Here is a 14,964-nt window from a genome sequence, read left to right on the forward strand (position 1 = left end):
CTCTGACGGGGCACCTTTTATTTTCACTCTATTGTACACCATACTGAATATAACTTGGATCGTAGTATATCCATTGATTTGTCCCTAAGCAAAGCCATCCATCTTGCTTACTCCATACTCGATACGATTCACCATGATGTAACTGTCTTATAACATTTCCTTTTAATGATGGAGCGTCACGTAAATTTACATTATCACCAGTAATAGTCGCCACATAATGTTTATACTGAATATAACTCGGATCATTATATACCCACTGATTTGTCCCTAAACAAAGCCATCCATCTTGTTCTCCCCAAACTTCATATGTTTCGCCACGATTCAATTGGCGAATTATACTAGACTGCAAAGATGGTCCACTTCTCAAATTCACATTATCTCCATTAATTATAGCAACCCCGTACACTGGAGTTGCATTATTAGGCGGAGAAACATTCCCTCCACCACTTGCTCCATTCCCTTGTAAAGCTTCTAGTGAAACTGCAGCTGATACATCACAATTTCCTACACCTGAAATTTGTCCAGAATCTGTGTACTGCCATGCTGTCCACGCTGTCCATCCACCAGCATCAGCAGGCGGTGTACTCGAGTATTTAGCAATCCAAAGTGGAATATCACTTAATCCGCTAATTCCGAACTCATTAATATACCAAACTCCTGTATATAACATTACATCTTTTCCAGTAGCCTGTTTCACATAATTTATGAAGCTTCTTGCCCAATTCGATATAGCGCTACCAGTTAAATTACTATTACTCGGATCTTTTGGTGATTCTAAATCCAGAACTGGCATTAAGTCTGTCTGGTTACTTTGTAATATACTCACAAAATATTTCGCCTCTGAAATTGCATCATTTTGTTCTGGACGTGCAAAATGGTATGCACCAATTAATACATTCGCACTTCGGGCTGCTTGTACATTTTTAGTAAAAGTAGGATCAATATAATTTACACCTTCTGTCGCTTTTGCATACGCTGCTGGAATTCCAGATGCCTTCACTGCATTCCAATCAATATTCCCTTCCCAATGAGACACATCAATAAACGTAACATTTGAACTCGATCTGTTTTGCATATAAAATCTCCTATCAATTTTTTTACTTCGTATACATACAATATGTACAAGTTTCATAAGAGGACACGACATTTATGCTATAGAAACAAAGAGTAAATATATTTTGTATACAAAATAAAAAAGACCTTGTATTTACAAGGCCTTTTGCAAACTCCCTTTATTTTGTAACAAGTACATATTATAATACAAACCTTGCTCACTTAGTAATTCTTGATGTGTTCCTCTTTCTACTATCTCTCCATCATGCATCACAAAAATTTGATCTGCATCTTGAATTGTAGATAACCTATGCGCAATGGCTATCGTCGTTCTACCTTTTCGCATTTGTTGCAACGCTGTTTGAATAGCCTCTTCTGTTTCTGTATCGATATTAGCTGTTGCTTCATCTAATACTAATACTTTCGGATTCGTTGCTATCGTTCTAGCAAAAGCAATTAATTGTCGTTGACCGCTTGAAAATGCTGCACCTCTTTCTACTACTTCTGTTTCATACTGCTCTGGTAACTTTTCAATAAACGTATTCGCTTGCACAAATCGAGCAGCTTCTTTTACTTCTTCATCCGTAATTTCTTCATTATACATACGAATATTTTGCTTTACATTTCCAGCAAATAAAAATGCATCTTGCAATACGAGTCCTATTTTCTTTCTAATTTCTCGTTCTTCAAATTTTTCTAAATCTACACCGTCTATTACAATATTTCCTGACTTAAGATTATAAAATCGCATTAACAAATTCATAATCGTACTTTTTCCGCTACCAGTATGCCCAACAAAAGCAACCGTTTGCCCTTGTTTCACGTGAAATGATACATTTTTTAAAACGTCACGCTTTCCATCATACGAAAAAGTAACATTTTTAAATTCAATATCTCCATCCACAACTTGAGGATTCTCATTGCCTTTTTGAACCGGTGCTAAATCTTTCTCGTCCATTAAATGAAATACACGTGATGACGAAACAAGTGCCTGTTGGAAAAAGGACAATTTCATCATCATCTCATTTACAGGTTGGAAGAAACGATGTATATAGTTAACAAAAGCATATAAAACGCCTACTTCAACAGGGCTCTTTAAAGCATCAATCCCAAATAAACCTAGTACTAAAGCAATAGCTACAATATGTACTAAATCCGTAGCTGGTCGTAAAAGTAATGCGTCTAACTTCAATGTACGTCGCCCTGCACTATAATGTTTATTATTCACTTCTTCAAACTCTTTTCTCATACGTTTTTCTTGTCTGAACACTTGAACAATATTCATTCCTTGTATGGACTCGTTCAATTTTGCATTTAACACGCTTAGTTGATTACGTACTTCTAAATAAAAAGCTGCACTTTTCCGGCGATATAATACCATAATCGCGAACATTATCGGAATTAATACGAGAGAAAATAACGCTAATTTTACATCTAATAAAAACATCGCTATTAAAATACCTACTAAAAAGACTACATTTTTCACAAATGTTGATAATACACTGACATAAAAATCTTTAATCGCTTCCGTATCATTCGTTATACGAGATACGAGCGTACCAATTGGCGTACGATCAAAGAAACTTAATGATAGCTTTTGAACATGTTCATATACTTCAACTCGCATATCTTGAACAATCTTAAAAGCAATGTTCTGAAAGTACAATAGATTTAAATACGTAAATAATACTTTTAATAAATGAGCAACTATGTAAATTACAAATAAAGTAACGAGTGCTGATCGTTCAAAATCCCGCGGTACTAGGTGTTCATCGAGGAATTGTTTAATTAAAAAAGGCCCCATCATTTCCGTTACTGTCGCACCAACTAAAAAGATAAATGCTAAAGATAGCAACCCTTTATATGGCTTCATATAAGAAAGCAATCTACTTAAATCACTTCGCTTCTTCTCTACCATCATACGCCTCCTTTCTCAACTAAAGCTTCTAATTGCTGACTTTCATACATTTCTTTATACCAGCCGTTTTCCTTCATTAATTCTTCATGTGTACCTCTTTGTACAATTCTACCTTCATCAACAACAAGAATAAGATTGGCATGCTGAATTGCACTTAATCGGTGTGCAGTAATAATCGTCGTTTTCCCTGCTCTTTCCCTCTTTAAGGCACTTAAAATTGTCTCTTCTGTTTTTGCATCTACCGCTGATAAACAATCATCCAAAATTAAAATTTCAGCATTTGTTAATAAAGCACGAGCAATAGAGATTCGCTGTTTTTGACCACCAGATAACGAAACGCCTCTTTCCCCTACTACTGTTTCATATCCTTCTGAAAATTGGAGGATATCATTATGAATACAAGCAATATCTGCAGCTTCGGTAATTTCATTATATGTAGCATCCGCCTTTCCAAAGGCAATATTCTCACCAATACTTGCTGAAAATAAAAAATGATCTTGCGGCACATATGAAATAGCAGAACGGACACCATGAAGTGTTAAATCTCGAATATCTCGCTCCCCAACTTTTAATTCACCATTAAAATGATCATACTCACGGATTAAACATTTTAATAAAGTCGTTTTCCCTGCACCTGTACGTCCTACAACTCCTAGTGTTTCGCCCTTCTTCAAATCAAAGTGAATATCGTTTAAATGTAACAGTTCATTTTTCTTATACGAAAATGAATCAACAGCAAACGAAACATTACCGCTCGCTATTGTATGTACAGCATTTTCTCTATTTACTACATCTGATTTTTGTGAAAGAATTTTTTCTACACGGTCATATGAAGCACGCCCACGCTCCATAATATTGAACAACCATCCAAACGCTAACATTGGCCAAACGAGGGTACCTAAATATGTCGTAAATGTAACGAGATCACCTACTGTTAATTCACCTCTTACAACTAATACCGATCCGTAACATACTGCAATTAAAAAAGAAAATCCAACGATAAGAGCGATTGTCGGATCAAATAACGAATCAATACGTGCAACTAACACATTTTTATGCACAACATCTTCTGATTTTTTTCGAAACGCCTGCAAATCTTCTTTCTCTTGCCCAAGCGATCGAATCACTTTCATTCCACTCATACTCTCTTGCACTTTATCATTAATTTCCGAAAACGATTGCTGTGCTTTATGAAACCTTTTATGTAATAACGTTCCATAATAATTTGTCGAAATGGCTACAATCGGCATCGGAATTAAACTTAACAATGTTAACTTCCAACTAATTGTAAAACCCATCGCTACGAGTACACATCCCCCAACAGCTAATGAATCAACAAGCGTTAAAACACCCGCTCCAGCAGTTTGCTGGATCGCTTGAATATCATTGGTCGCATGTGCCATTAAATCACCTGTTCGATTTGACTGATAGAAAGATGGACTCATCTTTGTAAAATGTTCATATAAATTTTTTCGTAATTGGCGAGCTAATTTTAACGAAGACCCGAAAATCATAATACGCCATATGTAACGTAATATGTACATCGTAATACCTACAATTACTAATAGTACAACCCAATTTAGTAACTTATTGGTCGTCAATGTTCCATCATTAATTTCATCTACAACGATTCCAATTACTTTTGGTGCTACAAGTTCTAAAAGTGCAACGCCAAATAATAAAATAATTCCGGTTATGTATGCTCGTTTTTCTTGTTTAAAAAACCACGCTAAATTCATAAACACTTTCATTTTTTTCCTCCTCCCTTAAAATGAGCGATGTTTTCAGTTTATCAAAAATACAGAATTTTTAAAAGTTTTAAAAACTGTAACTAACAAAAAGAAAGACACTCTTAGCGAGTGTCTTTTAGCGCTTATTTCATTTGTTGCTTGTTCATTGCGCTCATCATTTGATTGATTTTCTTTTGGGAAGGTTTTTGTCCCATTTGCATCATCATCATTTTTAACATTTGTTCGTTAATTGGTGGATTTTTTTGTAAGTAATTCATCATGTATTTGCGGGCAATGAAAAATCCTAACGCCACGCCTGCTACTAGTGCTACTACGCCCACTAGAATACCTAACCAAATTGGCATATATTTTCCTCCTTCATGTTGTCTACCTTACAGTGTACTAAAACCTTTTCAATAAGACAAGATACAATTCGACATTTTTTACACATATGTTCGTACTTGTTTTAGAGGATTCAGCCATCCGTACTTTGTATTTTCATAATCCATAGCTAAAAATGTTAATTCACACTTTCTTAACACCTCAAAGAAAGTCGTTTCCATAGAGACATTTCCAGAGGTATTCATGCGAATATAGTGCGGTTTCACCATTATTTCACCGTACTCCGCTCCCGTATAAAGTGTATGTGTATGATGTGTTCTATCATATTTACCAAGAACGCGCAAAGCTTGTTCTAATTTATGATGAATTTTCATTACTTGCAATGGTTTTGTTATATACATCATTTGTTTATATAACACTTTTTTCTCCGAAAGGGACCCAGATTCTGAAAATCGAGCAAATAAATCAAAAAACAAATATTCACGACCAAAATAAGATTTCGCAATATCCTCTTGAATTAAATACAATTCATACGTTTTCATTTTTCCCCTCCCAATCTGGACAACCTTTTCTCTTCATTATATATAAGAAAATTTGCAATGATTGTCTGACTGCGGAGAGATAAAAAACTTTTTCTGTCGAAAAAACTCATTTACATAGAAAAATCTCTCCATGCCGGAGAGATTTTTCTGAAATCATTAAAGCATTTCTTTTACTTTACGAACAACGTTCTCTACAGTAAATCCATACTCTTCCATAATCTTCTCACCAGGAGCAGAAGCACCGAATGTATCGATACCTAACACATCTCCTTCAAGACCTACGTAACGGTGCCATCCGAATGTAGCACCCATTTCGATTGCGAAACGTTTTGTTACTGCTTTTGGTAATACAGATTCTTTGTACTCTGCAGTTTGAGCTTCAAAACGATCCATAGATGGCATGCTGACAACAGCTGCGTCAACACCGTCTGCTGCTAATGCTTTTTGAGCTTCAACAGCTAGGCTTACTTCAGATCCAGTTGCAAGTAAGATAACATCAGCCGTTTCTTTCTTGCTTGAAGAAACTACATATGCACCTTTTGCTACTTTTTCATACGTATCATCTTTTGCACCTTCTAATGTTGGAAGGTCTTGACGAGTTAATACTAAAGCAGTTGGTTTGTTTGTAGATTCTAAAGCCAGTCTCCAAGCTGCAACAGATTCGTTACCATCAGCTGGACGGATAACAGAAACGTTCGGCATTGCACGAAGCGCTGCTAATTGCTCGACTGGTTCATGTGTTGGACCATCTTCACCAACAGCGATACTGTCATGTGTGAATACATACGTTACTGGCAATTGCATTAATGCTGCAAGGCGAATTGCTGGACGTAAGTAATCAGAGAATACGAAGAACGTACCACCGTAAGTTTTTAAACCGCCATGTAATGCAATACCGTTCATTGCTGCACCCATTGCGAACTCACGTACACCGTACCAAATGTTTTTACCGCTGTAATCATCTCTTGTAAAGTCTTTTTCGTTATTCATGTATGTTTTGTTAGAACCAGCAAGGTCAGCAGATCCACCGAAGAATGATGGTACAGACTCTGCAATTGCATTAATTACAGCACCAGAAGAATTACGAGTTGCTGCTTTTGATCCTAATTCATAAGTTGGTAAGTTTTGCTCCCAACCTTCTGGAAGTTGACCGTTCATTGCTGCTTGGAATTCGTTTGCTAATTCTGGGTATGCTTGTGCATATTCACCTAGCATAGTGTTCCACTCTGCTTGCGTAGTTTCACCAACATCTTGTACTGTTTTACGGAAGTTGTCGTATACCTCTTCTGCTACGTGGAAATCTTGCTCAGCAGTCCAAGCATATGCTTCTTTCGTTAATTTTGTTTCTTCTACACCAAGTGGAGAACCATGTGAAGCTGATTTTCCTGATTTGTTTGGAGAACCGAAACCAATTGTCGTTCTTACTTCAATTAGCGTTGGGCGTTTTTCGTCAGCTTTCGCTTCTTCAATTGCTTTCGCGATTGCTTCAATATCGTTTCCATCCTCAACACGGATTACTTGCCATCCGTATGCTTTGTAACGATCTTCTACACTTTCAGAGAATGAACGATTTAAATCGCCATCTAATGAAATATCGTTTGAATCATAAAGCACAACAAGGCGACCTAATTGTAAATGAGCAGCTAATGAAGATGCTTCAGCAGAAACGCCTTCCATTAAATCTCCATCACCACAAATAGCGTATGTATAATGATCTACTACATTATACGCATCACGGTTATATTTAGCAGCTAAATGTCTTTCAGCCATTGCCATACCTACAGCAGTTGCAATACCTTGTCCAAGTGGACCAGTCGTTGCATCTACACCAGCTGTATGACCGTACTCAGGATGTCCTGGAGTTTTGCTTCCCCATTGACGGAAGTTCTTTAAGTCATCCATTGTTACATCATAACCAGATAGGTGAAGTAGGCTGTATAATAACATTGAACCATGACCTGCAGATAATACGAAACGATCACGGTTAAACCACGTTGGGTTATTTGGATTGTGTTTCATAAATTGAGTCCATAATGTATAAGCCATTGGTGCTGCACCCATTGGCATTCCTGGGTGACCAGAGTTTGCTTTTTCAATCGCATCGATGGATAATGTGCGAATCGTGTTGATAGAAAGTTGTTCGATTGAATGTGACATGCTATTCTTCCCTTCGCTTATATTAGTAAACGTTTTATACATTTATATGATAGCTTCCCACGCAAGATTATACAACATGTATCGACAAATATGTTGATATTTTTTTGATTTTTTATAAAAAAATCAATGTTTCCGGGAATGTATGGGCATTCAATATGACATACTTTTTCATTATTTTTATTTTAAAAAGAAAGAGAATTATCTGTATATTTATACAAATTTCTTCTATTCTTACTTTTTTAAATACGTTTTTAAAAACATAAAAAAGCATCCAACTTCGATGCTTTTCAAATAAGTTAAACAATCCGTTTCCGAATCGAACTTGAAATCAAATCAATTATAATTACCATTAAAATAATACCTAATAAAATAATACCAACACGAGACCAATTCCGTGAACTCAGCGCAAAAATTAAAGGTGTACCAATCCCTCCCGCTCCAATAACCCCTAAAATCGCAGCGGATCTTACATTAATTTCAAATCTGTATAACGTATACGATAGAAAATCTGGTAACACTTGTGGTAACACTGCATACCAAAGTATTTGAAAACGGTTTGCTCCTGTTGCTAGCAACGCTTCCGTCGGTCCTTTATCTATGTTTTCAATTCCTTCTGAATATAGTTTCCCTAACATTCCAATAGAATGTAATCCTAAAGCTAATACTCCCGCAAAAGAGCCTGGACCAACAGCTTTTATAAATAAAAGAGCCATAACTAATTCAGGAAACGTACGAACAAAACTAAGTACAAATTTCCCAGATCCTGAAGTTAATTTTCCACTACTCATATTCGTTGCCGCCCAAAAGGCAAACGGAACAGATAAAAATGCAGAAATAAATGTACCTAATATCGCAATTGCCAACGTATCAATTAATCCATGTAATAAATCTTCACCATCTGGCAAAGATACATACGACCAGTCTGGATTTAATATCCCTGTCATAATTGCTTTCGTGATTTCACCTGCTGTGTCCTTTATCCCTTCTAATGGTACTCCTGAAAAGGCCCATACATATACAACTGTAAGTGCTATTAAAATAACCCAGCGATATATACTCGGTTTCTTCGGTTTTGGCACAATCATCGTCGTTCTATTCATTATAGTTTTTCCCGCAACAATGTACTAATGTAGTCAATTAACAAAACAACAATAAGGGTATAGATAATTATAGAAGCAGTTTGTTGATATTGTAAAAATCCAAGTGTACGATCATAATATAGTCCAATACCACCTGCTCCTACTAAACCTAGGACAGCCGCTGCACGTACATTCACCTCAAATGTATATAGTACATAGGAAACAAAGTGTGCTTTTACTTGTGGAATGACTCCATAAACAATCCATTGTACCTTAGTAGCCCCTACAGCTGTCATCGCTTCTAGTGGGCCAGGGTCAATTGATTCAATTGATTCATACAACAATTTCGCTACAAGTCCAATTGAAAAAAAAGTAAGAGCCAAAATACCTGGAAGTGGCCCAATTCCAAAAATCGCTACGAAAATAGCCGCCAATAATAAATCTGGTATTGTTCGTATAAAATTTAAAATCATTCGAGCTAGACTGTATAAAAATGTGTTAGTAAACACATTACTTGCTGCAAACAATGCAAGTGGAATAGCTAAAATCGCTCCTAAGGTCGTCCCCATAATCGCCATACGTATTGTATCTAACATCGCTGTTGTAATAACTTGAAAATAACTCCAATCAGGTGGCACCATTTCTTTCAATAGATCTACCATATTTGGAAAACCGTCCACCAGTTTTGAAAATGATGCATCTACTTGTACACTACTACTCCACAGCATTAAAATAACTAAAATAAACGTTAACATATGTTTCAATTTACTCGGCGGCTTCGGTATTTCATTTGAATATATCGTCACGTCATTCATTTTACTACCACCTCTAATAATTCGCTTTTCTGAGCAACGTCCCCATAAATTTCAGCAAATTTTTCATCCGTTGCTTCTTCTACTAAACCGTCAAAAACAATTTCTCCTGCATGTAATCCGATAATGCGTGTCGCATATTGTCTAGCCAAATCAATAGAATGTAAATTTACAATTGTCGTGATTCCAAAATCTTCATTAATTTTTTTCAAATCATCTAGCACTTGCTTTGTCGTAAGTGGATCTAACGATGCAACAGGCTCATCTGCCAATATGATTTTTGCTTCTTGCGCCAATGCTCTAGCTATCGATACACGTTGCTGTTGTCCTCCTGATAATTCATCAGCACGCGCATATGCTTTTTCTAAAATATTCACTCTTTTTAATGCTTGAAATGCGAGCTCCACATCTTCTTTCGGAAACAAACCTAACGTTGTACGTAATGTGGAATGATATCCAACACGACCAGCTAATACATTTTTTAATACTGTTGATCGCTTTACAAGGTTAAAACTTTGGAAGATCATACCGATATCCCGGCGCATACGCCTTAATCCTTTTTCTTTCGCAGAAGTAATAGACTCACCTTCAATAATGATTTCTCCTTCGGTAATCTCATGAAGACGATTTACGGATCTGAGAAGTGTAGATTTTCCAGCTCCGGATAATCCGACCATTACAATAAACTCACCTTTTTGAATCTTTAAATTTATATTATTCAATCCCTTTGTGCCATTCGGATACATTTTGGAAACATTTCGAAACTCTATCACACATCTTACCTACTTTCAATGTATTATCAATAACTAAAAAACGGCAAACTAACTGAAATCTCACACCTTCCAGCTAGCCGCCATTTCACTATGTATTATTGCGTCTTCACTGTCTTTCCATATTCACGAACAATATCAAATTTACTATCATCAGATTTAATATATCCTTCATGAGAATATACTTCTTTAATGATTTTACGGCCTTCCTCATTTTTTCCAATTTCAATGAAAGCATCCTGTAATTTCTTGCTCCACTCTTCATCTAAATCAGAACGTACCGAAATCGTATCGTTTGGAATTTTCTCCGTAAATTTCACTATTTTCGTTTGATCAAATATATTCGGATAATCTTTTTTTACAATATTACGAGCATCTTGGAATACAACAGCTGCATCTACGTCACCATTTAAAAGAGCAATAAGCGACTGATCGTGACCTTTTAATGTAACAGGTTTCACATCTTTTAGCGGATCAATTCCCTCTTTTAATAGAACAGCTGCAGGCCATACATACCCTGCTGATGATGTTACGTCTTGATAACCAATCTTTTTACCTTTTAAATCTTTTACACTATTTATATTAGAGTCTTTTTTAACAACAAACTCAGATTTATAATAATCTACTAAATCTTTTGTAGGAGCTCCTGTTTCATCCTCTACTCCAAAACGTTGTGCTTGTAAAATTACATTTGCAGCCTTCTTTTCATGTGCTAATACGTACGCTGTTGGCGGTAAAAATCCTACATCTACTTGTTTAGATGCCATCGCTTCTACAATTGTATTGTAGTTCGTTGAAATACTAACTTTTACCGGAATATTTAATTTATCGCTTAATAGCTTTTCCAATGGTTTTGCCTTTGCCTCTAACGTATCCGCATTTTGAGAAGGAACAAATTGAACATTTAAGGTCTTTGGTACATAACCTTTTTTCGTATCTTCATTTTTACTTGCACTGGACTCTTTCGTCCCGCAGCCACTTAATAATCCGGCCGCTAGTACAACTGTTGTACTCATTGCAAAAACTTTTTTCAACATATTAATGCCTCCATTTTTCTTGTTATAAAATAACCTTCCGTAAACATGAAGAAATATATCACATATTTTGATACACAATTGGTTATTTACAGAATCTTTACACATTCTATACATTCACATCAAAATTCACTTCACATATTTGATATGATTAATTGGAAGATAACAATAGAAAAGGTGAGTCATATTGGAACAAAATCAAACTGTAACTTTAAACATCTTATTAACAAGCGATATACATGGCACTGTTTATCCTATTCACTACCAAGATAACTCCCCAGCAGAACTTGGTTTAGCTAAAATTTCTACTCTTATAAAAAAAGAACGTTCCCAAAATACAAACGTTCTTTTAATTGATAATGGCGACTTTATTCAAGGAACACCATTTACTTATCATTACGTTACATACGAAAAAAACAAAAAAAATCCAATGTCCTTATTAGCGAATTACTTACAATATGACGCTGCAATTATCGGCAATCATGAATTTAATTACGGGATGAATATATTAAATAATGCTGTGACTACTGCGAACTTCCCGTACCTATCAGCAAACATATTAGATAAAAACATAAACAAACCCTATTTCGGAAAACCTTATTTAATCAAACAGATTGAATCCAATATAAAAATCGCTATTTTAGGGGTAACAACACATTACATCCCAAATTGGGAACAGGCTCATCACATTAAAGATTTACTATTTGAAGATGCATTAAAGACTACAAAAAAATGGGTTTCTTATATTCGCGAACATGAGAAACCCGATTTATTAGTCGTAGCCTATCACGGTGGATTTGAAAAAGATTTACAAACCGGGGAACCTACTGAAGTGTTAACAGGTGAAAACCAAGGATATGCAATGTGCCATGAAATTGAAGGCATAGATCTTTTACTAACAGGTCATCAACACCGAGAAATTTCTCACACAATGGCTAACGGTGTAACAATTTTACAGACCGGATGCAATGGACACTCAGTCGGAAAAGTAAAAGTAACATTCGAAAAAACGAAACGTAAATGGGTAAAAAAAGAGAGCTCTTCTGAATTATTATCTGTACAAGGAATTGAAGCGGACCAAGATGTACTTTCATTGGTAGCCGATTACGAAGAGAAAACACAAAAGTGGCTTGATCAACCTATTGGAATCATTCAGGGGGACATGCAAATTTCAGATGCTATGCAAACTCGTTTGCACGATCATCCTTTTATCGAATTCATAAATAAAATACAGATGGATATAGCTAAGGTATCAATTTCTTGTACAAGTTTGTTCCATAATACATCTCCAGGTTTCCCGGAACATGTAACAATGCGTGACATCGTTTCTAATTATATTTATCCAAACACATTAAAAGTAATTAGAATAACTGGAGCTGATATAAAAGCCGCTCTTGAACTCTCTGCTTCTTATTTCACATTAAAAACAGATGGATCCATCATCGTAAGTCCTACCTACATAGAACCAAAACCACAACATTATAATTATGATATGTGGGAAGGGATTTCATATGTATTAAACATTTCAAAACCAATTGGTGAAAGAGTAGAATCTTTACAGCATAACAGTGCTCCTCTTAATATGGATGAAGAATATGAAGTTGTAATGAATAATTATCGTGCAAGTGGCGGGGGAAATTTCTTTATGTTTCAAAACAAACCGGTAGTAAAAGATATACCCACAGATATGTCTGAACTTATCGCTAATTATATATTGGAACATAAAACGATAGAAGCAACAGTTAATAACAACTGGAAAGTTATTAAATAACGATTTTTACAAATAAAAAAAGATGGGCTTCGCCCATCTTTTAATTTAATTTTGCATTATCTTGCTTTTTTAAAGCTTTTAATTTCGTCGGTGTGACATCTGTACCTTCTTCGTTAACAACTTTAATTCCTTTAAGTTCGTTTAACATATTTTGACGAAATCCTTTTAAATATTGTTCACGTAGCGATTGACGCTCACGTTGCTCTTCTTCAGTTAAACCTTCAGCTTTTGCTTTTTTCGCTAAGAAGTTAATGCGTTCAACGAGTTCGTGATTAATCATCTCGAATCCCCCTTCTAATCAAAACTGATTATTATCATACAATAGTTACTCTTCTTTATCAAGCAATTGCTTCGTATACTCTACATATCTACGATGTACAGTCGCCTTTGAAACATTATGACCAAATCCACGTAATGTTGCTGCAATTTCTTCAAACGTGAGTTCACTTTTTCGCAAACGTACAATTTCCTCAATTGGCACTTCTTTTTTCTCTCTTCCTACACTTAAATGACGATTTTTTAAATTATTTTCTGGACGATAACCTTTTTCTACTGCACGTTGCATACCTCGTTTAATTTTCAAATTATGAATCTTTCTTTGATATTCTTCAACAATACCAATAATATCTAATACCATCGAATCAGAATCCGACAATTGTAATTCACCATTATGTGTATGCGTATATACTTTTATGCCTTCTTTATGTAAACAATGCATTAATGCGATCTTCGCATTTCCTCTACCAAGGCGCGTTTCATCTTGTATAAGTAACACATCAATTTGTTCGTCTCGAATTGTATCCAGCACCTCTAATATACCGTCACGTTCAATTGTATATCCACTAGCCTGCTCTTCAATCACCTTAGTAACATTCATTTGATAGCGCTCAGCTAAATGCAATAATTCATCTTTTTGACGTAATAATGATGTTTCTTGCGCTTCTTTCGTTGTACTCACACGTGCATAAATAATTGCATTCATTTTGAACCCCTCTTTCTCCCTATTATTTCCCTATAGTGTAACATAAATCCGCCATTTGTTCGAACTTATGTTTGTAGAATGTTTTTTCACATGTTATACTTATTAATAAGAAAAATGAAAGAAAACGAGGTGTTAGAAAACATGGAAAAGTTAACGAAACGCCAGCAAGACATTCTCGACTTTATTAAGCTAAAAGTACAAGAAAAAGGATATCCACCTTCCGTACGTGAAATTGGTCAAGCAGTCGGCCTCGCTTCTAGTTCTACAGTGCACGGACATTTATCACGATTAGAAGAAAAAGGATACATTCGACGCGATCCAACAAAACCACGTGCCATTGAAATTTTAGGTGAAGACCGAATGGATACGGAAACACAATCTGTTATTCAAGTTCCAATTGTCGGAAAAGTTACTGCCGGTTTACCAATTACAGCGGTCGAAAGCGTAGAGGAACATTTCCCACTTCCAGCTAGTATTGTTGCTGGAGCAGACCAAGTGTTCATGTTACGTATTTCTGGAGATAGTATGATTGAAGCTGGTATTTTCGATGGAGATTTAGTTGTTGTTCGCCAACAACAGTCTGCATATAATGGTGAAATTGTAGTCGCTTTAACAGAAGATAACGAAGCAACTGTTAAACGTTTCTATAAAGAAAAAGACCATTTCCGTCTACAACCAGAAAACTCTTCATTAGAACCTATCATTTTAAAACAAGTGTCAGTTATCGGGAAAGTAATTGGCGTATATCGTGATTTACATTAAAAATAATAAAAA

14 protein-coding genes are annotated in these 14,964 nt (G+C 35.6%); 2 read left to right on the forward strand and 12 right to left on the reverse strand.

Features of this window, described 5'->3' with window-relative positions; genetic code table 11:
- Positions 1-28: 28 nt before the first annotated feature.
- From N2V79_RS17665 to N2V79_RS17710, 10 genes are all read right to left on the reverse strand, one after another.
- A complete protein-coding gene (locus tag N2V79_RS17665; RefSeq protein ID WP_001181401.1) occupies positions 29-1,075 on the reverse strand; it encodes a GH25 family lysozyme in 1,047 nt (348 codons plus the stop codon).
- 132 nt (positions 1,076-1,207) lie between these two features.
- The gene (locus N2V79_RS17670) at positions 1,208-2,971 is read right to left on the reverse strand and encodes an ABC transporter ATP-binding protein (RefSeq protein ID WP_000229518.1); all 1,764 of its coding nucleotides are present in this window, start codon (positions 2,969-2,971) and stop codon (positions 1,208-1,210) included.
- Positions 2,971-4,722: an ABC transporter ATP-binding protein gene (locus N2V79_RS17675; RefSeq protein WP_000862466.1), complete on the reverse strand. Its 1,752-nt coding sequence runs from the start codon at positions 4,720-4,722 to the stop codon at positions 2,971-2,973. The genes N2V79_RS17670 and N2V79_RS17675 overlap by 1 nt, the downstream gene beginning before the upstream one ends.
- A gap of 122 nt (positions 4,723-4,844) precedes the next feature.
- On the reverse strand, positions 4,845-5,066 hold the full coding sequence (locus N2V79_RS17680; protein WP_001123317.1) for a YneF family protein: 222 nt from the start codon (positions 5,064-5,066) through the stop codon (positions 4,845-4,847).
- A 78-nt stretch (positions 5,067-5,144) separates the two neighbouring features.
- Complete coding sequence (gene sirA / locus N2V79_RS17685) at positions 5,145-5,585, reverse strand: sporulation inhibitor of replication protein SirA (protein WP_000860652.1); 441 nt, start codon at positions 5,583-5,585, stop codon at positions 5,145-5,147.
- 156 nt (positions 5,586-5,741) lie between these two features.
- Positions 5,742-7,742, reverse strand: a complete 2,001-nt coding sequence (gene tkt, locus N2V79_RS17690; RefSeq protein WP_000019776.1) for a transketolase — start codon at positions 7,740-7,742, stop codon at positions 5,742-5,744.
- Between the two features lie 296 nt (positions 7,743-8,038).
- The gene (gene phnE / locus N2V79_RS17695; RefSeq protein ID WP_340720116.1) at positions 8,039-8,842 is read right to left on the reverse strand and encodes a phosphonate ABC transporter, permease protein PhnE; all 804 of its coding nucleotides are present in this window, start codon (positions 8,840-8,842) and stop codon (positions 8,039-8,041) included.
- Complete coding sequence (gene phnE / locus N2V79_RS17700; protein ID WP_340720117.1) at positions 8,842-9,636, reverse strand: phosphonate ABC transporter, permease protein PhnE; 795 nt, start codon at positions 9,634-9,636, stop codon at positions 8,842-8,844. Before phnE (N2V79_RS17700) ends, phnE (N2V79_RS17695) begins: the two co-directional genes overlap by 1 nt.
- Entirely contained in the window at positions 9,633-10,406 is a 774-nt protein-coding gene (gene phnC, locus N2V79_RS17705) for a phosphonate ABC transporter ATP-binding protein (RefSeq protein WP_340720118.1), read from the reverse strand. Before phnC ends, phnE (N2V79_RS17700) begins: the two co-directional genes overlap by 4 nt.
- Before the next feature lie 95 nt (positions 10,407-10,501).
- Positions 10,502-11,440, reverse strand: a complete 939-nt coding sequence (locus N2V79_RS17710; RefSeq protein ID WP_340720119.1) for a phosphate/phosphite/phosphonate ABC transporter substrate-binding protein — start codon at positions 11,438-11,440, stop codon at positions 10,502-10,504.
- A gap of 184 nt (positions 11,441-11,624) precedes the next feature.
- Between N2V79_RS17710 and N2V79_RS17715 the strand changes: the two genes are divergently transcribed.
- A complete protein-coding gene (locus N2V79_RS17715) occupies positions 11,625-13,208 on the forward strand; it encodes a bifunctional metallophosphatase/5'-nucleotidase (RefSeq protein WP_340720120.1) in 1,584 nt (527 codons plus the stop codon).
- Positions 13,209-13,248: 40 nt separating this feature from the next.
- On the opposite strand, the gene N2V79_RS17720 is transcribed toward N2V79_RS17715, so the two are convergent.
- Together N2V79_RS17720 and N2V79_RS17725 are read right to left on the reverse strand one after the other, a co-directional pair.
- Entirely contained in the window at positions 13,249-13,488 is a 240-nt protein-coding gene (locus N2V79_RS17720) for a DUF896 domain-containing protein (RefSeq protein ID WP_000607015.1), read from the reverse strand.
- Positions 13,489-13,533: 45 nt separating this feature from the next.
- On the reverse strand, positions 13,534-14,190 hold the full coding sequence (locus tag N2V79_RS17725) for a YneB family resolvase-like protein (RefSeq protein ID WP_000991471.1): 657 nt from the start codon (positions 14,188-14,190) through the stop codon (positions 13,534-13,536).
- Positions 14,191-14,331: 141 nt separating this feature from the next.
- Between N2V79_RS17725 and lexA the strand changes: the two genes are divergently transcribed.
- Positions 14,332-14,952 (forward strand): transcriptional repressor LexA, encoded by a 621-nt coding sequence (gene lexA, locus N2V79_RS17730; protein WP_000413738.1) that lies wholly within the window; start codon positions 14,332-14,334, stop codon positions 14,950-14,952.
- Positions 14,953-14,964: the final 12 nt, after the last annotated feature.

Source organism: Bacillus sp. CH_70, from assembly GCF_038007045.1.
Classification (GTDB): Bacteria; Bacillota; Bacilli; order Bacillales; family Bacillaceae_G; genus Bacillus_A; species Bacillus_A cereus.